Origin of the sequence: Limimaricola sp. G21655-S1 (genome assembly GCF_027213785.1) — a bacterium.
GTDB lineage: Bacteria > Pseudomonadota > Alphaproteobacteria > Rhodobacterales > Rhodobacteraceae > Limimaricola.
The window spans coordinates 77,291-100,605 of record NZ_JAPWGO010000016.1 but is presented as its reverse complement, the minus strand read 5'-3'; the positions used below and the strand labels follow the sequence as shown (position 1 = coordinate 100,605).

Below are 23,315 nucleotides of genomic sequence, written 5' to 3'. Positions count from 1 at the left end.
GCTAACAGTTCCGTTCGTAGCGGTCAGAACCGGCCATCTTGGTTGTCGGTGCCGGCCAAAGAGGTTGACGGTCTACACCAGCGGCCTTCCTGCCGCCGCTCTCGACGCACCCTACATCAAAGAGCGGCTGTGCAGTGAGCATGGCGTGAAGGGCTCGATCCGGCAGGAGACGCTCGAAAGCCTTGTCGAAGCCGCTCATACCGAGATCCGCGAGGCCGATAGCCGAGCACTCCTTGCAAAGCTGCCTGAGGGGATCGCTGCTGCGGTATCCGCAGCAGTGGCTGCTACCGAGAAGGATTTGCTGTTGGTCGTTGCCCAGCAGCATGTCGGGTCGCTGGCCCTTGCCAAACAAGAATGCGATGAGCTTCGGGCTGACAAACGGAACGCGCAGAACTGCATGACAGTACTTGAGGGAACACTCGCCGAGAAGGAAGTGGTTACGAAGGCCCTTGAAAAAGAGCGGAACATGCTCGCTGAGGAACTTGCGCAGGTGCGCGAAGAACTTCGGATTGCGCGCGCGGACTTGGAGCGTCTTACCAGCGAACAGAGTGGGGTCGGTCAGCTCTTTGCTGAGCTGCGGAATCCGGAGATCCGCGAGGACATACGTGCTGTTCTGGCGGACCTCGTTGTGCTTGCTCCGTCAGGAAAGCCCAGTTAACGCATCTTCGAGCAATACCGCCACTTTCAATAGTCTCTTTGCCGCGCGTGATGCGCCGCAAGGAGGCTGTTTGGTTTCAGCTACGCGGCCATGCTCGATGTTTCCAGAGCCGCGTAGTATTTCGCCTCGGCTTCCACTGGAGGGATATTACCGATGGGCTCAAGCAGGCGGCGGTTATTGAACCAATCGACCCATTCGAGGGTCGCATATTCTACCGCTTCGGCGCTGCGCCATGGCTCCCTGCGGTGAATGACTTCGGCCTTGAGGAGGCCATTCATGGTCTCGGCCAGTGCGTTGCCATAGCTGTCACCCACGCTGCCTACAGAAGGTTCGATACCAGCCTCGCCAAGGCGCTCGGTGTAGCGAATGGCAAGGTATTGCAAGCCTCTGACGGAATGGTGGAGTAGCCCGGCTCCTTTCACCGGCCGGCGCTGTTTGACCGCCTGCTCCAAGGCATCAAGGACGAAGCTCGTATGGGGCGTGCGGCTCACACGCCAGCCGATAATCCGTCTGGCATATGCGTCGATGACGAAGGCCACATAAACGAAGCCCTGCCAGATCGCGACATAGGCGAAGTTGCTCACCAATAGCCGGTTGGGCGCCGGCGCCCGGAACTGGCGGTTCACCTTGTCGAGCGGGCAAGGGGCGGCCTTGTCCGATCGGGTCGTCTCGATCGGCTTGCCGCGGATGATGCCCTGTAGCTCCATGGACCTCATCAGTCGCGCCACCTCGCAGCGCGCCACGTCCAAGCCCTCCCGCTCCAGCCGGCGCCACACCTCGCGGACGCCGTAGGCGCGGAAGCTGGCATCGAACACGCGCGCAATCTCGGGACGCAGCTCTGCATCCAGCTTGGCACGCTCAGATAGCCGGGCCGAGTCGACCCGTTTTGCCAGATGGTCATAGTAGGTAGAGGGGGCGATCGGCAGCACCTTGCAGATTGGCTCGACCCCGTGCTCTGGGCAATGCTCCCACTGCTGCCGGAGCTGCTGGCGCAGATCCCGCCGGAGGAGACGATCGGCATGGTCACCGCAGATGGCGCTTACGATACACGACAATGCCATGGTGCGATCATCGACCGAGGCGCGGATGCTGTCATACCGATCCGTCGCAACGGTCGCGTCTGGAAAGAAGACTGTGTCACCGCCATCGCACGAAACGAGATCCTGGGAGCGACCCGGCATCTGGGGCGAGCGCTCTGGAAGAAGCGGACCGGCTACCAAGTCCGAAGTCGCGTCGAAGCCCGGATGAACTGCCTGAAGCTCTTCGGCGAGAGGATCATGTCACGAGACCCTGACCGCCAGACTGCCGAAATCCAAATCCGCATCGCCATCATGAACCGCTATTCGGCCCTCGGCAGGGCCGAGATCGAAGCCGTCCGCTGAAGAATGGCGGGAAAGGGTGCAGTCATGCTCGGGGCTGATTTGCGCAACATGTGTAACCGCCCCGGGCGCAAGAGGTATATTCAAAGCTGATCTTGGCGCGTCGTCGGGTGCTGACATGTGTCCGGCCTCTGATGCGGCCCTACATGCCGCCGGCCCGTATGGTGTGCGCAGGTCGGGTCCAAATCATCGCCGCGTGCTCGAAGGCACTTTGTTGCGCTCTGGTTTTCCCGATCCCGTCTCACGACCGTTGCGCCATACAACTCCTTGCCCTCTTTCGCTCCGACGCCCTCGTGGCCGACGCTGGCTTACGTCATCGCGACCGGAGACCTGTAGACGCCGCCTCGAGCCATCAAAGCCCAGACGATCCGCGCCATCTTGTTGGCCAGCGCCACTCGCACCAACATCGGCGGCTTGCGCGTCAGCAGGCCGCCCAGCCAAGTGCCCGGCTGCGCCTCCTTGTGAACGTGTCGTTTGATGATGACGCTGTTGGCGCCGATGATGAGAAGACGTCGTAAAGACCGCTCCCCCATCTTCGTGGTGGCGCCCAAGCGCTGCTTGCCGCCCGTCGAATGCTGTCGCGGCACCAGGCCGAGCCAGGCGGCGAAATCTCGACCTCTTCGGAATGTCTCTGGCGGGGGCGCCAGAACCGCAATTGCCGTGGCGATCAGCGGGCCGATGCCCGGGACCGTCATCAGCCGTCGCGCGACGTCGTTCTCCTTGGCGCGACGGGCAATCTCCGCGTCGAGCTTTCCGATCTGGGCGTCGAGCTGGGCCAGCGTTCCGACCAGAACTTCCAGTGTGCCTCGTGCGTCGTCGGGTAGGCCGCTGTCCCGATCCTTCACCAGGGCCACCAGGCGCCCGGCGTTGGTGGCCCCTTGCGGCACCACCGCCCCGAACTCGGCCAGATGGCCGCGCAGGGCATTGATCGCTTGGGTGCGCTGTCGGATCAGAAGCTCCCGGACGCGGAAGACCATGGCCGCACCCTGGGTCTCTTCGCTCTTTACCGGCACGAAGCGCATCGACGGACCCTGCGCGGCCTCGCAGATCGCCTCGGCATCAGCCGCATCGTTCTTTTGGCGTTTGACGAAGGGCTTCACATACGTCGGCGGGATCAGACGCACCTCGTGGCCCAGCTTGCCGATCTCACGCGCCCAGAAGTGGGCGCCGCCGCAGGCTTCCATGGCGACAACACACAGGGGCAGCTGGCTGAAAAAGGACAGGGTCTGATCCCGGCGCAACTTCTTGCGAAGGACCGCATGGCCGGAGCTATCAGCTCCATGCACCTGAAACACGTTCTTCGCCAGATCCAGACCGATTATGGTAACTTCCGACATGACCGCCCTCCAATGTGGAATGTTGCAAACCCACCTTGGCACACCGATGCCGTCGGGGGGCGGTTACATCATCATCGCCGTGCTGACGGAGGACATGCCGGAACGAGATCTACCGCAGCGGGCTCATACCAGGCCAGCGTCCGGGTTCCTTGAAAAGCCAGGAGATTTCTTTTCGCTTATCATGCGATGCCTACCCAACCCAGCTGCATCAGTCCTAAGCGACCTCTATCCTTTTCTGCATCAGTTGAAGAACTGATGCACTGTCCAGTTCTGGGCCTGTTCTGGGTGGGTTCGCACCAGTTCCACCGATGCAAACCTGCCCAAAAACGATATAACCTACTAATTATCCGATACGATAGTTCGGCGACTCCCGCGTGATCTGCACGTCGTGCACGTGGCTCTCCTTGAGGCCCGCGCCGGTGATCTTCACGAAGTTGCAGTTGCCCCGCATCGCGGCAACGGTCGGATGGCCGGTATAGCCCATCGCGGCGCGCAAGCCGCCGACGAGCTGATGGATCACCGCCGTCGCCGTGCCCTTGTACGGCACCTGGCCCTCGATGCCCTCGGGTACCAGCTTGTCGGAAGCCGCATCCTTCTGGAAGTAGCGGTCGGCCGATCCGCGTGCCATCGCGCCCAGGGAGCCCATGCCACGATAGGATTTGAAGGTCCGGCCCTGATAGAGGATCACCTCGCCCGGGCTCTCGTCGGTGCCCGCGATCATGCTGCCGACCATGGCGCAGCTGGCGCCCGCGGCGATCGCCTTGGCGAAGTCGCCCGAGAACTTGATGCCGCCATCGGCGATCACCGGCACGTCACCGGCAGCCTCGGCGCAATCCATGATCGCGGTGAGCTGCGGCACGCCCACACCCGCCACCATCCGCGTAGTGCAGATCGAGCCCGGCCCGATGCCGACCTTGATCGCGTCGGCGCCAGCATCGATCAGCGCGCGCGTGGCGTCGCCCGTGGCGACGTTGCCGGCCATGATCTGCACGTCGCCCGCCTCGCGCTTGAGACGGCGCACTGCCTCGGCGACTCCTTCGGAATGCCCATGCGCGGTATCGATCACGACGATGTCGACCCCGGCCTCGACCAACGCCATCGAGCGTTCGAACCCGGCATCACCGACGGTCGAGGCCGCGGCGACGCGCAGACGGCCGAGGCGATCCTTGCAGGCCGAGGGGTTCAGCACCGCCTGTTCGCTGTCCTTGAGCGTCAGGAGGCCGGTCAGGCGGCCTTCGGCGTCGGTGACGAGCAGCTTCTCGATCCGCCGCTCCTTCATCAGGTTGCGCGCCTCGTCTAGATCGGCCGGCTCGGTCAGCATGGCGAGGTTGTCAGCGGTCATCATCGCCTTGACCGGCGTGCGGTCATCGGCGGCGAAGCGCATGTCGCGGTTGGTGACGATGCCGACGACGCGGCCGCCCTCGCCCACCACCGGAAAACCGGTAACGCTGTACTGCTCCATCAACCGCCGGGCATCCGCGAGCGTCTGATCGGGCGTCAGGGTGATCGGGTTGTAGACGATGCCCGAAACGAAGCGTTTGACCTGGCGGATCTGGTCGGCCTGCTCCTGGACGCCGAGATTGCGGTGCACCACGCCGATGCCGCCGGACTGCGCCATGCAGATCGCCATGCGCGCCTCGGTCACGGTATCCATCGCGCTCGACAGGAGCGGGATGTTCATCGCGATGTCGCGCGTCACCTTTGTGCGGGTATCGGCCGTGGACGGCATGACGCTCGAGGCGGCGGGAACCAGCAGAACGTCATCGAAGGTCAGAGCCTCGCGAATCTCCATCGGGACCACTCCTTTGGGATGCTTCGTTTGGCACGTCCCTATCGCACCGATCTTCCCGAGGGGAAAGGGCGAAACGGCCGCGTCGCTTTGACCGCATGATCTGCCGCCCGGATGCCCTTTTCCTCCGGGCGCAATCGCCTATGGTCCGCGCAAACGACCCCGCCGCCCCGAAAGGCCCGCCATGACCCAGGATCCGCTCGTCATCTTCACCCCGTCGGGCAAACGCGGCCGCGTGGCCCAGGGCACCACGGTGCTAAGTGCCGCACGGCGGCTCGGCGTCGATCTCGACAGCGTCTGCGGCGGCCGGGGCATCTGCTCCAAGTGCCAAGTCAGCCCGGGGCGCGGCCAGTTCTCCAAGCATGGCGTGACGGTGGCCGAGGACGCGCTGAGCGAGATCAACGCGGTCGAGGAACGCTACGACCGGATCCGTGGCCTGAAGCCCGGTCGCCGCCTCGGCTGCCAGGCGCAGATCCTTTCGGACGTGGTGCTCGACGTGCCGCCCGAGAGCCAGGTGCACCGGCAGGTGGTGCGCAAGAACGCCGATGCCCGGCCCATCGTCATGGACCCGGCAACGCGCAAGTATTTCGTGACGGTGTCCGAGCCCGACATGCACGAGCCAAAGGGCGATCTCGAACGTCTTGCCGAGGCGCTGCGCGGCCAGTGGCGCATCGACGAGGTGATCGCCGCCCCGCCGGTTCTGGCCAAGTTGCAGCAGGCGCTCCGGAAGGGCGAATGGGAGGTGACCGTCGCGCTGCACCGTGCCGACGAGAACGGGCCGCACCATATCATCGATCTCTGGCCGGGCTTTCGCGCGGAGCCGCTTTGGGGGCTGGCCGTCGATCTCGGCTCGACCACCGTCGCCGCGCATCTGACCTCGCTCGAGGACGGTCATGTCGAGGCCTCCGCCGGGGTGATGAACCCGCAGATCCGTTTCGGCGAGGACCTGATGAGCCGCGTCAGCTATTCGATGATGAACGAGGGCGGCGCGGCGGAGATGACCTCCGCCGTGCGGCTCGCGATCGACGATCTGGCGCGAGAGCTGGCCGCCGAGGCCGGGATCGAGCCGCGTGACATCGTCGAGACGGTCTTCGTCTGCAACCCGGTGATGCACCACCTGCTTCTGGGCATCGATCCGGTCGAGCTGGGACAGGCCCCCTTCGCGCTCGCCACCTCCGACGCCGTGGCCCTGCCCGCCCGCGATCTGGACCTCTCGGCGCTGAATCCCGGCGCGCAGGTCTACGTGCTGCCCTGCATCGCGGGCCATGTCGGCGCCGACGCCGCCGCCGTGGCGCTGTCCGAGCGGCCCGACCAGTCGGACGATCTCGTGCTCATCGTCGATGTCGGCACCAATGCCGAACTGCTCCTGGGCGACCGGGCGCGGGTGCTGGCCTGCTCATCGCCCACCGGCCCGGCCTTCGAGGGGGCGCAAATCAGTTCCGGCCAGCGCGCGGCGCCGGGCGCGATCGAGGCGATCCGCATCGACCCCGAGACCAAGGCGCCGCGCTTCCGCGTCATCGGCTGCGAGACCTGGTCCGACGAGCCGGGGTTCTGGGACGCGGTCGGCCCGGGTGGCGTCACCGGCATCTGCGGATCGGGCATCATCGAGGCGGTGGCCGAGATGCGCATCGCCGGGCTGGTCGACGCCAAGGGGCTGATCGGCTCGGCCGAGCAGACCGGCACCGACCGGATGATCGCCGAGGGCCGTACCCATGCCTATCTGATCCATGACGGCTCGGAGGCGGGCGGGCCGCGCATCACCGTGACGCAAGGCGACATCCGCGCGATCCAGCTCGCCAAATCGGCGCTCTACGCGGGCGCGCGACTGCTGATGGACGAGCGCGAGGTCGAGGCGGTGGACCGGGTGGTGCTCGCGGGCGCCTTCGGCGCGCATATCAGCCCCAAGCACGCCTTGGTGCTGGGCATGATCCCCGACGTCGCGGTCGAGAAGGTGACGAGCGCCGGCAACGCGGCGGGCACCGGCGCGCGGATCGCGCTGTGTTCGGTCGCGGCACGGCGCGAGGCGGAGGCGCTGGTCCGGCAGATCACCAAGGTCGAAACCGCGATCGAACCGCGGTTTCAGGAGCACTTCGTCGCCGCGAACGCGATCCCGCACGCCACGGCCCCCTTCGCGGGGCTGCGCGAGACGCAGCCATTGCCCGAGCCCAGCTTTAATCAGGGCGGTAGCGGCGAGGGTGGCGCACGGCGTCGTAGGCGGGCCCGCGACTGAACCGTTCCGGGCCGCGAAACCGGCTTGACGATACCCGCGGGCTTGGCTACCTCGGGGCCTGAGCGCGCGGGTATGGTGAAAAGGTATCACGAAAGCTTCCCAAGCTTCAGTTACGGGTTCGATTCCCGTTACCCGCTCCATCCACTCCCGCCGGTCGTCACCACAGGGAGCCTTCCATGACAGACATCACCCGCTTCGAATCCAACGGCCGCATGAGCCAAGTCGTCGTGCATAACGGCATCGCCTATCTGGCGGGCCAGGTCGAAGCCCCCGGCGCCGATGCCGGTGAGCAGACCCGCGCCACGCTGGCCGAGATCGACCGTCTCCTGGCGTTGGCCGGCACCGACAAGACCCGCATCCTGACCGCGCAGATCTGGCTCGCCGACATCGCCGATTTCGCCGCGATGAACGAGGTCTGGGACGGCTGGGTCCCCAAGGAGCACGCCCCGGCGCGCTATACCGGCGAATCCAAGCTCGCCTCGCCCGATTACCGCGTCGAGATCATCGTCACCGCCGCCGTCTGAAGACGGCGCTGGCCAAGCGCAACGCCTGCAAATCCGCAGAAACGACAAGGGGCGGTCATCATCGCGACCGCCCCTTTCAATCAGCGACGCCGGACCTCAGAGGCCGTTGGCGCGCAGGAAGCCCACGAGCTGCGCCGTGGAGCCATCCTTGCTGTCTGGGCTCTCCTCGCCATCGACGATCGGTTGCAGCGCCGTGGCGAGCTCCTTGCCCAGTTCCACGCCCCACTGGTCGTAGGAGTTGATGCCGAGCACGACGCCCTCGACGAAGACCCGGTGTTCGTACAGCGCGATGATCTTGCCCAGTGTCTCGGGATCGAGCTTCGGGTAGGCCAGCGTGGTCGAGGGGCGGTTGCCGGGGAACACCCGATGCTTTGCCTGGCGCTCCAGCTCGTCGCCTTCGAACTTGCCGGCGACCTTGCCCCGCGCATCGTCGAGATCGCGCCCCTTCATCAGTGCCTCGGACTGCGCGAGGCAGTTGGCGACCAGCAGCCGGTGCTGGTGCTCCAGCCCCTCCTCGTGGCCCTCGGCGGCGACGAGGAACTCGCACGGAACCACCCGGGTACCCTGGTGGATCAGCTGGTAAAACGCGTGCTGGCCGTTGGTGCCGGGCTCGCCCCAGACCACCGGGCCGCTGTGGAAGGACAGCGTCTCGCCATCCATCGAGACCCGCTTGCCGTTGCTCTCCATCTCCAGCTGCTGGAGATAGGCGGGCAGCCGGGCGAGGCGGTTGTCGTAAGGCAGCACGGCACGGGTGGCATGACCCAGCACCTGGTTGTGCCACAGCCCCACCAGCGCCAGCATCGCCGGCAGGTTCTCGTGCCACGCGGCGGCACGGAAATGCCGGTCCATCGCCTCGCCGCCACGCAGGAAGGCGCGGAACGCCTCCGGCCCGATGGCGAGCATCAGCGACAGCCCGATCGGCCCCCACATGGAGTAGCGCCCGCCGACCCAATCCTCGAAACCGAACACCCGTTCGGGCGCGATGCCGAAATCGGCTGTCTTGTCGGCGGCGGTGGAGAGCGCGGCGAACTGTGCGCCGGTATCCGAGACCGCCTGCCCCATCCACGCCTTGGCGGTGCGGGCGTTGGTCATGGTCTCGATGGTGGTGAAGGTCTTGGAGGCGACGATCACCAGAGTCGTCGTCGGATCGCAGGCCGCGAGCACGTCGGCGATGTCGGCCGGGTCGACGTTCGAAACGAAGTGGCAGCGTGGGCCGTCATGATAGGGCGCGAGCGCGCGGGCTGCCATCGCGGGCCCGAGATCCGAACCGCCGATGCCGATATTGACCACGTCGGTGATGGCGCCGCCCTGTCCCTTGAACTCGCCCGAGCGCACGGCGCGGGCAAAGCCCTCCATCCGCCCCAGCGTATCGAGCACCTCGGGCATGACGTCCTTGCCCTCGACCCTCACGGGCGCGCCGTCGAGGTTGCGCAGCGCCGTGTGCAGCACCGCCCGCCCCTCGGTCTCGTTGATCGCCGCGCCGGAGAACATCGCCTCGCGTCGGGCCGCCAGATCGGCCTTGTCGAGCAGGGCGATCAGCGCCTCGCGCGTCTCGGCGTCGATATTGGTCTTGGCATAATCGAACAGCATGCCCAGCGCGCTGACCGAAAAGTCGCGCGCCCGGTCGGGATCCTCGAACAGCGTCTCGATGCGCCGGTCGGCAATGGCCTCGGACTTGGTCTTCAGCTCGTTCCACATCTTTCAGCTCTCCGCCCAATGCACGGTCGCGCCCTTGAGGATCGCCGCCACCGGCGCCTCCTCCGGGCTCAGCCCCTGCGCTTTCTCCAACGCGGCGCGCTTTTCGGCGCCGATGATCACGATGTGGCGGCGCATCGCGTCGTTCAGCACCTTCGCCGAAAGCGTGATGCGCGGCTCCGGCGCACCCGGTGCGCGCATCGCCACCAGCGCCTCATCGCCATGCAGCGCCGCGTCGAGTCGGTCGGCGCCCGGGAAGATCGAGGCCGTGTGCATGTCGGCGCCCATGCCGAGCAGCACCACCGAGAGGGGCAGATGCGGCGCCAGCGTCTCTTGCAGCGCGTCGAGCTTTTCCTCTGGGCGCTCGGCCTCGGCATAGAGCGGCAGGTAATGCGCCGCCGCCGCCTCGCCGGTGAAGAGACGCCGCTTCAGCAGCCCGGTGTTCGACCGCTCGGAGCTCTCCGGCACCCAGCGCTCGTCGGTGAGCATCACGTGAACCTTGTCCCAGTCGAGCTTGATCGCCGAGAGCGTGTCGAAGACAGGGCCCGGCGTGGTGCCGCCGGGCACCGCGAGGCTGGCGCGGCCATCGGCGGCGATCGCCGCGCGCAGCTCGCTCGCCAGCCGGTCGGCGAGGTCGATCATCATCATCTCGGAATCGGCGTATTCGACGAATTCCATGCCGTGTTTCCTTTCGGTTTCGTATCGGTGGCACGGCGGAGCCGCGGCACCCGAGCCCTTCAGCTCTTGATCTCGCGCCAGCGGCGGCCGTCACGATGCATCAGCATCATCGCGTCCTCGGGCCCGGCGGTTCCGGCGTCGTAGAGCTTGGGCACGTCGTTGCGTGCCTCCCAGCCCTTGATGATCGGATCGGTCCAGGCCCAAGCGGCCTCGACCTCGTCGCCGCGCATGAACAGCGTCTGGTTGCCACGGATCACGTCCATGATCAGCCGCTCATAGGCGTCGGGGGCGTCCTGATCGGGGCCCAGCGCATCGGCGAAGCTCATGTCGAGCGGCACGTCGACGAGCCGCATGCCGCCAGGGCCCGGCTCCTTGATCGTCACCTGCAGGTCCATCCCCTCGTTCGGCTGCAGCCGGATCGACAGGATGTTGCGGTGCCGCGCCGTGTCGCCCTCGAAGATGGTATGGCCGAGATCCTTGAAGACGACGGCGATCTCGGAGGAGCGCGCCTTCATGCGCTTGCCGGTGCGGATGTAGAACGGCACCTTGGCCCAGCGCCAGTTGGCGATATGGCACTTGAGCGCGAGAAAGCTCTCGGTGAAGCTGCGCGGGTTCTCGGCATCCTCGCGATAGGACGGCCCCTCGGCGGAGGCCTCGTACTGGCCGCGCACGATCTGATGCGGCTCGACCGGCTGCAGCGCCCGGATCACCTTGAGCTTCTCGTCGCGCACCGTGTCGGCATCGTAGACCGAGGGCGGCTCCATGGCGATCAGGCACAGAAGCTGCATCAGGTGGTTCTGCACCATGTCGCGCATCGCGCCCGACTTGTCGTAGTAGCTGCCGCGACCGGTGACGCCCACGGTTTCGGCCACGGTGATCTGGATGTGGTCGATGTAATGCGAATTCCACAGCGGCTCGAACAGCACGTTGCCGAAGCGCACCGCCATCAGGTTCTGGACCGTTTCCTTCCCGAGATAATGGTCGATCCTGTAGATCTGGCTCTCGTCGAAATGCTCGGCCAAGGTCGCGTTCAGCGCCTTCGCGGTGTCGAGATCGCGGCCGAAGGGCTTTTCCACGACGATCCGGCTCGTGTCGTCGGCGATGCCGTGCTGGTGCAGCCGCTCGGCCAAGGCGCCGAACAGCGACGGGGCGACCGAGAAATAGAAGGCGCGGATCACGCCCTCGCGCATCAGGTCGCGCAGCTGGTGCCAGCCGCCCTCTCCGGTGGCGTCGATCGCCACGTAGTGCAGACGCTCGATGAACTCGTCGATGCCGGCGGCATCGTTCTTCTCGTCCGAGCCGAACTCGGCGATCGCGTCGCGGATCATCTGCCGGTAGCCCGCATCGTCCATCTCCGAGCGCGCGGCCCCGATGATCCGCGCCTCGGCGGGCATCTGACCCGAGCGGAAGCGGCGGAACAGTCCCGGCAGGATCTTGCGCCGGGCGAGATCGCCGGTGCCGCCGAAGATGACGAGGTCGAAGCTGTCGACCGGGATGACGCGCGATACCATGGCTGTCTCCGTCTGGGCGGCCTGCATAGGCCGTGCAGTTAGCGCTAACGCCGCCCTCTTAGCGGCCCGTGCGCGCGCAGTCTAGGCATCGGCGACCAAGCCGCAACCCGATCGCCCGACATTGCGGCCCAACGCGCGATCAAGCTTCCAGTTCTGCGTCCCAGTACAGGTAGTCGACCCAGCTTTCATGCAGGTGGTTCGGCGGAAAGCGGCGCCCGGTATCTCGCAATTCCTCGGCGCCGGGGCGGCGCGGCGGGCGCTGCAGGCTCATCCCCGACTGGCGCAGGCTCTTCGAGCCCTTGCGCAGGTTGCAGCGCGCGCAGGCCGCGACCACGTTCTCCCAGCTCGTGACGCCGCCGCGCGCGCGGGGGATCACGTGGTCGAAGGTAAGATCGCCCTTCGATCCGCAATACTGGCAGCGGAAACCGTCCCTCAGAAAAAGATTGAAGCGCGTGAATGCCACGCGCTTCTGGGGTTTGACGTAATCTCTGAGGACGACGACCGAGGGTATTCGGATCACCGTGGACGGGCTGTGCACCACCGCCTCGTACTCCGCGACGATGTCGACCCGGTCGAGAAACACCGCCTTGATCGCCTCCTGCCAGGGCCAGAGCGAAAGCGGATAATAGGAGAGCGGACGGTAATCCGCGTTGAGCACCAGCGCCGGATGCTGCCGGAGCGCCACCGGATCGCGCACGAACTCGGTCCTGAAATCGCCTTGCATCGTGAGTCCGTCCTCGCTCTCGCTGCCCATTCGGACGACCAGAGCGGGAGCCCCGCTCCTGCCGTTATTCGACTATATCTGGCGGCAGGAAGCTGGCAAGTCTCAAGGTCGTGTCACCGCCGCAACCTTGATGCCAGCGGCGAATGACAACGAAGTGACAGGGTGCGGAGGATTTCGCCCGAATGTCAGGCGATACCGAGACGTTCGCGCATGAAGGCCAGCGCCACCTCGAGCCCGTCGGGCGCGATTCCATGGGCGGTGCCCTTCATCACATGGGCATAGAGGTCGGTCCAGCCGGCCTCCTGCAGCGCCTGCGCCGCTTCGGGCAGCGACTGCGGCGGCACCACCTCGTCCATGTCGCCATGCACGAGAAGGATCGGCAGCCGGTTCTGCACCTCATCGGCCAGAAGCTCGGGCTCGAGCAGCCGGCCCGAGAAGGCCACCAGCCCGGCGATCGGATCCTCGCGGCGCGGCAGCACGTGCAGCGCCATCATGGTACCTTGGGAAAAGCCCACGACCATCACCTGCTCGGGCAACAGGTCTTCGTCGACCATGACGCCATCGAGAAACGCGTTGAGATCCTCGGCGGCGCGGGCGAGCCCTTGGCGGCTCTCTTCCTCGCTCGACCCGTCGATCCAGGGGATCGGGAACCACTGGAAGCCCATCGGCGCACCGATGCAGGCCTCGGGCGCGTCCGGGGCAAGGAACAGCGTGTCCGGCATGTGCTCTGCCAGCGGCTCGGCGAGGCCCAGAAGATCGGCGCCGTTGGCGCCGTAACCATGCAGGAAGATCACGGCGGAGCGCATCTCGCCGCTGAGCGGCTCCACCCGGCCCGATTGCAATGCGCGCGTCATAGGATTCCTTCCCTGCCCTTCACGTGGTGGTAGTATTCCCACAGCCCGCGCGCCGCAACCGCACGCCATGGCGACCATTGCTGCGCGATCTCGCGCAATGCCCGTTCCCGGGGCCGCTCGTTCAGCCCCAGCAGGTGCCGCGCTCCCTCCTGCAGTGCCAGGTCGCCCGGCGCGAAGACATCGGCCCGACCCAGCGCGAACATCGCATAGATCTCGGCGGTCCAGACGCCGATGCCGGTCACGGCGGTGAGGGTCGAGACGACCTCCTCCGTGGGGGCGGTGCGCAGCGCGTCGAAATCGATTCCCGAAGCGGCCAAGGCCCGCAGGTAGCGCATCTTCTGCCGCGACAGCCCGCAGCCGCGCAGCGCCTCCTCGTCGGCGGCGGCGATGGTTTCGGGCCGCAGCAGGTCAGCCGCCTCCAACCGCCCCCGGATCGCCCGCGCCGAGGCGGTCGAGACCTGCTGGCTGACGATGGCGGAGCAAAGCTGCGCGAAGCCGTCCGGCGTCCGGCGCAGCGGCAGCGGCCCGGTGATCTCGAGCAACCGTCCGAAGTGATCGGTGTTGGCGGCGAGCCATGCCGCCCCTTCGGCCACGTGATCCTCGTGGGTGATGATGCGTTCGGTCACAGTCCCTCCGCCCAATGCAGCGCCTCTTCCATCGTCTCGACCACGCGCGCGCCCTCGGGCAGGCGCGGCCGGTCGAGAAGCACGACCCGAAGCCCCAGCGCGCGCGCCGCCTCGAGCTTGGCCCGGCCGTCCTCGCCGCCCGAATCCTTGGTCGCCAACACGTCCACGCCCAAGAGTGCGAATAGCGCCGTTTCGTCCTCGACCGAAAATGGCGGGCGCGAAACCACCCAATCGCCGTTGTCATAAGGGAACGGCCCCGGGGCCGGATCGATCCGACGACACAAAACCCGGCGCCCCTCGAGCCCGGTGAATGCCTCGAGCCGCTGCGGCCCGGTGGCGAGGAACACCGTCGCACCGCGTGGTACATGCGCGGCCAGATCGGCCTCGCGCACGATACGTGTCCAGTCATCGCCGGGCTGCGGCTTCCAGCCCGGCCTGCGGAGGATCAGATGCGGCAGCCCGTCCTCGCGGCAGAGGCGCGCGGTGCGCGCGGTAATTTCCTCGGCGAAGGGATGGGTCGCGTCGATCACCGCCGTGATGCCCTGCGCCGCCACGGTATCGCGGAAGCCCTGCGCGCCGCCGAAACCACCCGTCCGCAGCGGCACACCCGGCTCCAGCGGCCGGCGGGTCCGCCCTGCCAGCGACGCCAGCACCGGGATCGCGCGCGCGGCCAGACCCGCCGCGATCTCGCGCCCCTCCCGCGTTCCGGCAAGGACGAGAACCGTCATGAAGCCCGGCCCAGAACCGCACCGCCCCGGTCGATCACCACCACGTCGAAGGCGATACGGCTGCCGTCAGCGGCGTTTCCGAACCGTTCCGATAGCCGGGCCAGCGCCGCCTCGGCCACGCGCTGGCCAAGATCGGGCGCCAGGCGCGCGGCCTCCAACGCCGTATTGGCCCCGGCGATGTCGGCCACGCCACTCAGCGTCGCCAGCGCCGCGAAATCGACCTGGCTGCGGGCGGAATGCAGATCGACCGCCCCTTGGGCGAGCTTGGTGATCTTGCCGATGCCGCCGCCGATCGTGACGCGCGGGACCGGGTGTTTCACGAGGTATTTCAGCAGCCCGCCGGCGAAATCGCCCATGTCGAGCATCGCGTGATCCGGCAGGCGATGCAGCGCCTGCACCACCCGCTCGGAGGTCGCGCCGGTGCAGCCCGCAACGTGGGAGAGCCCCGCCGCGCGCGCCACGTCGACGCCGCGATGGATCGAGGCGATCCAGGCGGCACAGGAAAACGGCCGCACGATGCCGGTGGTGCCGAGGATCGAAATGCCCCCCGTGATCCCCAGCCGCGGGTTCCAGGTCCTTTCGGCCAAGGCCGCCCCGCCGGGAACCGAGATGGTGATCTCGACATCGGGCGCGCGGGCGAGATCGGCGGCGATCTCGACCACCGCCTCCTCCATCATCGCGCGTGGCACCGGGTTGATCGCCGGCTCTCCTGGCGGCACCGGCAGGCCGGGCTTGGTCACTATGCCCACCCCCTCGCCCGCGCGGAAGCTCACCCCGCCCGCCGCTTCGTGCACCCGGGCCACGATCAGCGCGCCATGCGTCACATCCGGATCGTCGCCAGCATCCTTGACGATCCCGGCCTCGGCCCAGCCCGGTCCTTCGGCGCGATGCGCCACGTCGAAAACCGGCCTCTCGCCGCGCGGCAGGGTGATCGACACCGTCTCGGGCCAGTCACCGCCCCAGAGCCGCAACAGCGCCGCCCGCGTCGCCGCGGTTGCGCAGGCGCCGGTGGTCCAGCCGCGGCGAAGAGGGGCAGGCGTGCTCATGCGCGCGACATTAGGCGCGTGGAAGGCGGGAGGAAAGCGCGGCCGGGGCTTCCCTCGCGCCGGTCGCAGGGCAATAACGCTGACATGACCGACTCGATCTCCCTCCCCGCCCATCACTGGCCCATTCTCGAACCCGGCTGGGTCTGGCTCTGTGGCGCGGGTCCGGGCGATCCAGGCCTCTTGACCCTGCATGCGCTCAACGCGCTGCGACAGGCCGACGCCATCGTCTATGACGCGCTGGTCGACGAGCGCATCCTCGACTGGGCGCCGGAGGCCGAAAAGATCTATGCTGGCAAGCGCGGTGGCAAACCCTCGGCCAAGCAGCGCGACATCTCTCTCAGGCTGGTCGAGCTGGCCCGCGCCGGACGGCGGGTGCTGCGGCTCAAGGGCGGCGACCCCTTCGTCTTCGGTCGCGGCGGGGAGGAAGCGCAAACGCTGGTGCAGCACGGGGTGCAGCTGCGCATCATTCCCGGCATCAGCGCCGGTATCGGCGGGCTGGCCTATGCCGGCATCCCGGTGACGCATCGCGACGTGAACCAATCGGTGACCTTCGTCACGGGGCACGACCAGTCCGGCTCCGCGCCCTCCTCGATCGATTGGGGTGCCATCTCGCGCGGCAGCCAGGTCATCGTGATCTACATGGGGATCAAGCATGCTGCACAGATCGCGCAGGCGCTGCTGGGCGCCGGACGCGACCCGGCCGAGCCCGTTGCGGTGGTAGCGGGCGCCACGACCCCGTCGCAGAAGGTGCTCGAAACCCGGCTCGACCGGATGGCCGGGGACATCGCCCATACCCGGCTCGAGCCCCCGGCCATCATCTGCATCGGCCGCGCCGCGCTGATGCGGCAGGTGCTCGATTGGCAGGGGCAGATCGCGGGCGAGACGCCGCGCGACCTCGACCCGCTGGGACGCGGACGGCCCGCCGAGCAGGGCTGATGTCCGGCCTGCTGATCGCCGCGCCGTCCTCCGGCTCGGGCAAGACCACGGTGACCCTCGGGCTGCTGCGGGCGCTGTGGCGGCGCGGTGTGGCGGTCAGAGGCGCGAAATCAGGGCCCGATTACATCGATCCGCGGTTTCACGAGGCGGCCTGCGGTGCGCAGTGCTTCAATCTCGATGCATGGGCCATGGGCGAGCAGCGACTGCGCGCGCTGGCCGGCGACCGCGACCTGCTGGTGGTCGAGGGCGCCATGGGGCTGTTCGATGGCGCTCCCCCGGATGGGCGCGGCGCCAGCGCCGATCTGGCGCGGCTCTTCGATCTGCCGGTCGTTCTGGTGGTCGATGCGGCACGCATGGCGCAATCCGTGGCCCCGCTCGTGGCGGGCTTTGCGGGATTCGATCCTAGGTTGCGGATCGGCGGCGTGATCCTGAACCGGGTGGGATCCGCTCGACATGAAGCGATGCTGCGCAGGGCGCTGACGCCGACCTTGATACCGGTGCTGGGCGCGCTGCCGCGTGATGCCGCTCTGGCGCATCCATCGCGACACCTGGGTCTGGTGCAGGCGCATGAGCGCCCCGATCTCGAGAATTTCCTCGACATGGCGGCGGGGATGGTCGAGCGGCATCTCGATATGGATGCGCTGCTCGCGCTGTCCGAGACGGCCGCACCGCGCCCGCAGGTATCCGCCCCCTCCGTGCCCCCCCCCGCGCAGCGCATCGCGGTGGCGCGGGATGCCGCCTTCGCCTTCGCCTACCCGCATCTCCTAGAGGACTGGCGGGCGGCCGGGGCAGAGATCCTACCGTTCTCACCGCTCGCCGACGAAGCGGTGCCCGAGGCGGATCTCGTGGTGTTGCCCGGTGGGTACCCGGAGCTTCACGCCGGTCGATTGGCGGCCGCCCAGAACTTCATGCAGAGCCTTCGCGTCGCATCTCATAATACTGATATTTATGGAGAATGCGGCGGATACATGGCGCTTGGCCAAGGACTGACAGACGCCGAGGGTACGGTACACCGCATGGCCGGGCTGCTCGATCTTTCGACCTCCTTCGCACAGCGGCGGTTGCATCTGGGGTACAGGAACGTCACCGCGGATCGGGGGCCATTCGCCGGCGACTGGTCGGCGCACGAGTTTCACTATGCCACGACGCTTGCCGCCCGGGGCGATGCGCTCTTCACCGCCCGCGACGCCGAGGGAACGGTTCTGCCGCCGATGGGACTGCGCGCAGGGCGGGTCTGCGGCTCCTTCGCGCATCTGATCGATCGCAGGTGACAGGAGCGCCGGTGACCGCTACCGGTAATGCATGACAAACGCACCCATCACCGACGACCGCCGCGCCAAGCGCAACACCGCGATCCTTGCCGCAGCGCAGGCGGTGCTGGGCGCGCAGATGCCGATCCTCTTCGTGATCGGCGGGCTGGTGGGGGCAGAGCTGTCGCCCAACCCCTGCCTCGCGACGCTGCCGATCTCGCTGATCGTTTTTGGCTCGATGACCACCGCACCATGGATTTCGCCGCTGATGCAGCGACGCGGCCGTCGCGCGGGCTTCGTGATCGGCGGGCTTGCCGGTGCGCTTGGCGCCGCGCTGGGCGCGCTGGGCCTTCTGATGGGCTCCTTCGCGGTGCTGCTGCTCGGCTCCTACGTCACCGGTATCTACATGTCGGCGCAGGGCTTCTACCGCTTTGCCGCCGCTGATTCGGCCTCGGAGAGCTTTCGGCCGAAGGCGATTTCCTGGGTCATGGCGGGCGGGCTTGGCGCCGCGATCATTGGTCCGCAACTCAACAAGGTCGTGCTCGACGCCCTCGTGGTGCCGTTCCTGGGCAGCTACCTCGCGGTCGTGGCGCTCAACCTCGTGGGGCTGACGCTGTTTCTCGGGCTCGACCTGCCGCGCGGCACGACATCTGACCCGACGGTCGCTCCGACCCATGCCCGGTCCCGTCGGACGCTGCTGCGCGAACCCGGTATTCTGGTGGCGATCCTGTGCGGCATGATGGCGTTCGGGCTCATGAACCTCGTGATGACCTCGACGCCTCTGGCGGTGGTCGGCACCGGGCACGGGCGCGGCCACGCCAACGACATCGTCTCGGCGCATGTGCTGGCGATGTATTTCCCCTCCTTCTTCACGGGCCACCTGATCGCCCGCTTCGGCGCGGCGAACGTCGTCGGGGCCGGGCTGGCGCTTCTTGGGCTTGCCGGGCTGACCGGGCTGGCCGGCACCGGCCTGCCGATGTTCTACGGCGACCTGATCCTGTTGGGGCTGGGCTGGAATTTCGGCTTCATCGGCGCGACGGCGATGCTGACCGCAGAGCACCGGCCCGAAGAACGCGGGCTGGTTCAGGGCCTCAACGACACGATGGTCTTCGGCTTCGTCACCTTCGCCTCGCTCTCTTCGGGCGGACTGATGAACTGCTCGGGCGGGCTCCCCGCCCAGGGCTGGCTTTCGGTCAACACGGCGATGTTCCCGGGGCTGGCGCTGGCGGGCGGCGCGCTCGTCTGGCTGCGCTGGCGTCGCCGCGCGGTCACCAGCGCCCCGTAGCCGCCTTCAACGCCAGCGCCGCCGCGCTTGCCGCAGGCCCGGGGACCAGCGCGCCGCGGGCCGCGCGCCCGGGATCGGCCACCGCCCGCCGAAGGATGCCCTCGGCCTGCCACGCCGCGCGCAGCGCCGGGATCGCCGGTTTGGTCAAGCGCGCGCCTCGGGCCTCGCGCAGAGCGTCTAGTCCGCGCCGGGCAAATTGCGCCACCGCCTCCGGCCGCCCGTCGACGAGCGGACGCTTGCCGCGCTCCTCGAAGCCCGGGATCGCGACGAGCCACAGCGCAACGCCGTGACCGAAGCCCAAGCGACGGATCGCGGCCTCTTCCTCAGCCTTCGCGCCCAGCGCCTTGGCCGAGAGCCACATCAGCGCCCCGGCAGTGGCATCGAGATGCGCATCAAGCTCGGCCTGATCCTCGAACGGATCGGCATAGATGTCCCAGCGCCGGGCCGCGACAAGCCTGTCAAGCGCGGCCTCCGGCAGATCCGCCTCCCGCGCCACCTGTGCCAGAGGCGTCGCCACCTCATGCGCGCGCACCGGCCCGTCGCCGGCGATCTGCTCGACCACGTCGCGCCACCATTGCAGCCGCATCTCGGCGATCATCGGCTCCTTGGTCACGAAGGGCGCGCGCGCCACTTCGAGGTTGAAGGCATAGAGCGGAAACAGCTTTTCGCGCGCAGCCACGGGAGCAGCCATCGCGGCGCGAAACCGCTCGGGATCGCCGCGTTCGACCAGCCGCGCGCAGGCTTCGAGGCTCATGCGATTCCCCTGTTCATCTTTCCTGAAATACGCGGTCACGACCTCAGCGCCGCGCGACCGGCTCGGCCTTGTCGCGCACCAGCTTCCATCGGATGGCGTCGACCAGCGCGTCGAAGCTGGCATCGACGATGTTGGCCGAGACGCCGACCGTGGACCAGCGGTTGCCGTCGCCATCCTCGCTGTCGATGATGACGCGGGTGACCGCCTCGGTGCCGCCATCGGTGATGCGCACCTTGAAGTCCACCAGATGCACGTCGTCGATCACCGATTGGTAAGGGCCGAGATCCTTGCCCAGCGCCCGGCTGAGCGCGTTGACCGGGCCGCGATCCGAACCGTCCGGCCCGGCGCTTTCCGACACGCTCATCACCTTCTCGCCGCCGATCTTCACCACGACGACCGCCTCCGAGAGCGACACCATTTTGCCGCGCTTGTTGCGGCGGCGCTCGACGGTCACGCGATAGCGCTTGACCTCGAAGAAGTCCGGCAGGCGCCCCAGCTCGTCCAGCGCCAGAAGCTCGAAGCTGGCCTGCGCCGTGTCGTAGGAATAGCCGCGCGATTCCTGTTCCTTGATCCGGTCGAGGATGCGGGCCAGCGCCGGATCGCCCTTTTCCACCTCGATGCCCGCGCGGGCGAGACGTTCGCGCAGGTTCGACTGCCCGGCCTGGTTCGACATCGGCACGATGCGGCTGTTGCCGACCAGCGAGGGTTCGACATGCTCATAGGTCGAAGGGTTCTTGGCGATGGCCGAGGCGTGCAGCCCTGCCTTGTGCGCGAAGGCCGAGGCGCCGACATATGGCGCCTGCTTCATCGGCACCCGGTTGAGAATGTCGTCGAGGAGCCGCGAGGCATGGCGCAGCCCCTTCAACGCCTCGAAGCTCACCCCCGTCTCATAGGCCGAGGCGTAGGGCTCCTTGAGCAGCAGCGTGGGGATCAGCGTGGTCAGATTGGCATTGCCGCAGCGCTCACCAAGCCCGTTGAGCGTGCCCTGAATCTGCCGGGCGCCCGCTTCGACGGCGGCGAGCGAACAGGCCACGGCCTGACCGGTATCGTCGTGGCAATGGATGCCGAGATGATCTCCGGGGATGCCGGCCGCGATCACCTCTCGGGTGATGGTGGCAATCTCGTGCGGCATCGAGCCGCCATTGGTATCGCACAGCACGACCCAGCGGGCCCCGGCCTCGTAGGCAGCGCGGATCGCGGCGAGGCTGTAATTCGGGTTCGCCTTCCAGCCGTCGAAGAAATGCTCGGCGTCGAACAGCGCCTCGCGCCCCTGCGCCACGATATGGGCGATGGAGTCGCGGATATTGGCGAGGTTCTCGTCGAGCGTGATGCCGAGCGCCGTGGTGACGTGGAAATCATGCGCCTTGCCGACGATGCAGACCGACGGCGTGTTGGCGTTCAGCACCGCGGCCAGCACCTCGTCATTGGCGGCGGAGCGCCCGGCGCGCTTGGTCATGCCAAAGGCGGTCATCGGCGCGCGCGTCGCCGGGGCGGTCTCGAAGAACTCGCTGTCCGTGGGATTGGCGCCGGGCCAGCCGCCCTCGATCTGGTCGATGCCGAGCGCGTCGAGCGCCTCGGCGATCTGGATCTTCTCGCGGGTCGAGAACTGGACGCCTTGTGTCTGCTGCCCGTCGCGCAGCGTCGTGTCGTAGAGATAGAGCCGGTCGGTCACGATTGTTCCCCCAGCTTGGCGGCGTCGAAGCCGGGCCCGGGCTGCCAGCTTGCCTGCCCGCCCATGTCGGTGACCTGCACGCCGGCGGCGTTGAGGATATCGCGGATGCGGTCGGCCTCGGCCCAGTTCTTGGCGGCGCGCGCCTGCGCCCGCTGCGCGAGAAGCGCGGTCACGGCGGCATCGACCTCGGGCGCGACCTCGGGCCCGGCATCGGCGCCGGCCAGTTCGGCCAACGCGTCCCAATCCTCGATCAGCCCCATCAGTTCGAGCGCGACGGCGAAGGGCACCAGCTTGGCAGGCGTCCGGGCCTGCGCGAGCACATGCATCCGGGCGATCGCACCGGGGGTGTTGAGATCGTTCGCGAGTACGCCGAGGAACTCATCGTCCATGGCCCAGTCGCCCGAGGTCTTGAGATCGCGCACCATCTTCGCAGTGAAGCCATGCGCGTGCAGGACCCCGTACCACTTGGCCAGCGTCGCCTCGGCCTCGGCACGTTTTTCCTCGGTCCAATCCATCGGCTTGCGGTAATGCGTGCCCAGCGTGACGAGGCGGATCACCTCGCCCGCAATGCCCCGATCCAACAGGTCGCGCACGGTGAAGAAGTTGCCCAGCGACTTGGACATCTTCTTGCCCTCGACCTGCAGCATCTCGTTATGCATCCAGATCCGCGCGAAGTCGCCCTCGGGATGGGCGCAGGCGGACTGCGCGATCTCGTTCTCGTGGTGCGGAAACTGCAGGTCGATGCCGCCGCCGTGGATGTCGAAGCTTTCGCCGAAGAGCTGGTACGACATGGCCGAGCATTCGATATGCCATCCCGGCCGCCCGCGCCCGACGCTCTGGCCCTCGATCACCGGCCCGTCCCAGCCCGGCTCGTCACCAGTCGAGGGCTTCCACAGCACGAAATCCATCGGGTCGCGCTTGTAGGGCGCGACCTCGACCCGGGCCCCGGCGAGCATGTCCTCGACATCGCGTCCCGAGAGGCGGCCATATTCGGCATAGCTCGCCACCGAGAACATCACGTGGCCTTCGGCGGCATAGGCGTGGCCCGACAGCGCGAGGCGTTCGATCATCGCGACCATCTGGCCGATATAATCGGTGGCGCGCGGCTCGTGATCGGGGCGCAGCGCACCGAGCGCGTCCATGTCCTGATGGTACCAGAGCACCGTTTCCTCGGTGATCTCGCGGATCGGGCGGCCGGTGGCCGCGGCGCGGGCGTTGATCTTGTCGTCGACGTCGGTGAAGTTGCGCGCATAGGTCACGTGGTCGCGGCCATAGACCTCGCGCAGCAGCCGGTAGAGCAGATCGAACACCAGCACCGGGCGGGCATTGCCCAGATGCGCCCGGTCATAGACCGTCGGCCCGCAGACATAGAGCCGGACGTTGTCCGGATCGATCGGCGTGAACTCCACCTTGCGGCGGGTCTTGGTGTCGTGCAGGCGGATCGTCGTCATGTGGGCCTCGCAGGCGGTGACGCCGGCGGGCTGATCCTGTGTTCCATCGGGGAAACGTGAGAGCGGCCCGCGTGACGCAAGTCAGCAGGAAATGATGCAGCCGATGATGTTGCTCGTGCTCGTCATGGCATGCGATCTAGCAGCCGGGCCGCGCCGCGTCCAGCGTCTCGGGCGATTGACAGCACCGC

19 protein-coding genes, 1 tRNA gene and 2 pseudogenes are annotated in these 23,315 nt (G+C 67.4%); 8 read left to right on the top strand and 14 right to left on the bottom strand.

What is annotated here, in order from left to right; translation table 11 throughout:
- On the top strand, positions 1–658 hold a 658-nt coding region (locus O4G76_RS15360), incomplete at its 5' end, for a hypothetical protein (RefSeq protein ID WP_269398137.1).
- Positions 659–738: 80 nt separating this feature from the next.
- Here O4G76_RS15360 and O4G76_RS15355 read toward each other — a convergent pair.
- Positions 739–1,626 (bottom strand): annotated as a pseudogene (locus O4G76_RS15355) (IS3 family transposase); the annotation flags it as partial.
- On the opposite strand from O4G76_RS15355, the pseudogene O4G76_RS15350 reads away from it, so the two are divergent.
- Positions 1,627–2,040 (top strand): annotated as a pseudogene (locus O4G76_RS15350) (transposase); the annotation flags it as partial.
- 305 nt (positions 2,041–2,345) lie between these two features.
- Here O4G76_RS15350 and O4G76_RS15345 read toward each other — a convergent pair.
- Positions 2,346–3,374 carry an IS110 family transposase gene (locus O4G76_RS15345; RefSeq protein WP_269398136.1) on the bottom strand — a complete coding sequence of 343 codons (1,029 nt, stop codon included), beginning with the start codon at positions 3,372–3,374 and terminating at the stop codon, positions 2,346–2,348.
- 343 nt (positions 3,375–3,717) lie between these two features.
- Positions 3,718–5,166 (bottom strand): IMP dehydrogenase, encoded by a 1,449-nt coding sequence (guaB, locus tag O4G76_RS15340; RefSeq protein WP_269398135.1) that lies wholly within the window; start codon positions 5,164–5,166, stop codon positions 3,718–3,720.
- A 181-nt stretch (positions 5,167–5,347) separates the two neighbouring features.
- Here guaB and O4G76_RS15335 point away from each other — a divergent pair, with 181 nt between their 5' ends.
- The 3 genes from O4G76_RS15335 (at position 5,348) to O4G76_RS15325 (ending at position 7,917) form a co-directional block, all read left to right on the top strand.
- Positions 5,348–7,393 carry an ASKHA domain-containing protein gene (locus O4G76_RS15335; RefSeq protein ID WP_269398134.1) on the top strand — a complete coding sequence of 682 codons (2,046 nt, stop codon included), beginning with the start codon at positions 5,348–5,350 and terminating at the stop codon, positions 7,391–7,393.
- A 66-nt stretch (positions 7,394–7,459) separates the two neighbouring features.
- Positions 7,460–7,533 (top strand) — tRNA-Gly (locus O4G76_RS15330).
- Positions 7,534–7,569: 36 nt separating this feature from the next.
- A complete protein-coding gene (locus O4G76_RS15325) occupies positions 7,570–7,917 on the top strand; it encodes a RidA family protein (protein WP_269398133.1) in 348 nt (115 codons plus the stop codon).
- A 96-nt stretch (positions 7,918–8,013) separates the two neighbouring features.
- On the opposite strand, the gene pgi is transcribed toward O4G76_RS15325, so the two are convergent.
- From pgi to O4G76_RS15285, 8 genes are all read right to left on the bottom strand, one after another.
- Positions 8,014–9,615: a glucose-6-phosphate isomerase gene (gene pgi, locus O4G76_RS15320; RefSeq protein WP_269398132.1), complete on the bottom strand. Its 1,602-nt coding sequence runs from the start codon at positions 9,613–9,615 to the stop codon at positions 8,014–8,016.
- A 3-nt stretch (positions 9,616–9,618) separates the two neighbouring features.
- Positions 9,619–10,290: a 6-phosphogluconolactonase gene (gene pgl, locus O4G76_RS15315; protein ID WP_269398131.1), complete on the bottom strand. Its 672-nt coding sequence runs from the start codon at positions 10,288–10,290 to the stop codon at positions 9,619–9,621.
- A 59-nt stretch (positions 10,291–10,349) separates the two neighbouring features.
- Positions 10,350–11,801 (bottom strand): glucose-6-phosphate dehydrogenase, encoded by a 1,452-nt coding sequence (gene zwf / locus O4G76_RS15310; RefSeq protein ID WP_269398130.1) that lies wholly within the window; start codon positions 11,799–11,801, stop codon positions 10,350–10,352.
- A gap of 139 nt (positions 11,802–11,940) precedes the next feature.
- The gene (locus O4G76_RS15305) at positions 11,941–12,525 is read right to left on the bottom strand and encodes an HNH endonuclease (RefSeq protein WP_085897506.1); all 585 of its coding nucleotides are present in this window, start codon (positions 12,523–12,525) and stop codon (positions 11,941–11,943) included.
- Positions 12,526–12,710: 185 nt separating this feature from the next.
- Positions 12,711–13,379: an alpha/beta hydrolase gene (locus tag O4G76_RS15300; RefSeq protein ID WP_269398129.1), complete on the bottom strand. Its 669-nt coding sequence runs from the start codon at positions 13,377–13,379 to the stop codon at positions 12,711–12,713.
- A complete protein-coding gene (locus O4G76_RS15295) occupies positions 13,376–14,005 on the bottom strand; it encodes a DNA-3-methyladenine glycosylase 2 family protein (protein WP_269398128.1) in 630 nt (209 codons plus the stop codon). The genes O4G76_RS15300 and O4G76_RS15295 overlap by 4 nt, the downstream gene beginning before the upstream one ends.
- A complete protein-coding gene (locus tag O4G76_RS15290; RefSeq protein ID WP_269398127.1) occupies positions 14,002–14,733 on the bottom strand; it encodes a cobalt-precorrin-6A reductase in 732 nt (243 codons plus the stop codon). The genes O4G76_RS15295 and O4G76_RS15290 overlap by 4 nt, the downstream gene beginning before the upstream one ends.
- The gene (locus O4G76_RS15285; RefSeq protein WP_269398126.1) at positions 14,730–15,779 is read right to left on the bottom strand and encodes a cobalt-precorrin-5B (C(1))-methyltransferase; all 1,050 of its coding nucleotides are present in this window, start codon (positions 15,777–15,779) and stop codon (positions 14,730–14,732) included. The genes O4G76_RS15290 and O4G76_RS15285 overlap by 4 nt, the downstream gene beginning before the upstream one ends.
- A gap of 84 nt (positions 15,780–15,863) precedes the next feature.
- Between O4G76_RS15285 and cobA the strand changes: the two genes are divergently transcribed.
- From cobA to O4G76_RS15270, 3 genes are read left to right on the top strand one after another with little or no spacing between them, the layout of a single operon-like run.
- The gene (cobA, locus tag O4G76_RS15280; RefSeq protein ID WP_269398125.1) at positions 15,864–16,715 is read left to right on the top strand and encodes a uroporphyrinogen-III C-methyltransferase; all 852 of its coding nucleotides are present in this window, start codon (positions 15,864–15,866) and stop codon (positions 16,713–16,715) included.
- Positions 16,715–17,986 (top strand): cobyrinate a,c-diamide synthase, encoded by a 1,272-nt coding sequence (locus tag O4G76_RS15275; RefSeq protein WP_269398124.1) that lies wholly within the window; start codon positions 16,715–16,717, stop codon positions 17,984–17,986. The genes cobA and O4G76_RS15275 overlap by 1 nt, the downstream gene beginning before the upstream one ends.
- A 31-nt stretch (positions 17,987–18,017) precedes the next feature.
- On the top strand, positions 18,018–19,250 hold the full coding sequence (locus O4G76_RS15270) for an MFS transporter (protein WP_269398123.1): 1,233 nt from the start codon (positions 18,018–18,020) through the stop codon (positions 19,248–19,250).
- Here O4G76_RS15270 and O4G76_RS15265 read toward each other — a convergent pair.
- From O4G76_RS15265 to cysS, 3 genes are read right to left on the bottom strand one after another with little or no spacing between them, the layout of a single operon-like run.
- A complete protein-coding gene (locus tag O4G76_RS15265) occupies positions 19,234–20,004 on the bottom strand; it encodes a squalene/phytoene synthase family protein (protein ID WP_269398122.1) in 771 nt (256 codons plus the stop codon). The two genes, O4G76_RS15270 and O4G76_RS15265, sit on opposite strands and share 17 nt — an antisense overlap.
- A 43-nt stretch (positions 20,005–20,047) precedes the next feature.
- Positions 20,048–21,676 (bottom strand): citramalate synthase, encoded by a 1,629-nt coding sequence (cimA, locus tag O4G76_RS15260; protein ID WP_269398121.1) that lies wholly within the window; start codon positions 21,674–21,676, stop codon positions 20,048–20,050.
- A complete protein-coding gene (cysS, locus tag O4G76_RS15255; protein ID WP_269398120.1) occupies positions 21,673–23,127 on the bottom strand; it encodes a cysteine--tRNA ligase in 1,455 nt (484 codons plus the stop codon). The genes cimA and cysS overlap by 4 nt, the downstream gene beginning before the upstream one ends.
- Positions 23,128–23,315: the final 188 nt, after the last annotated feature.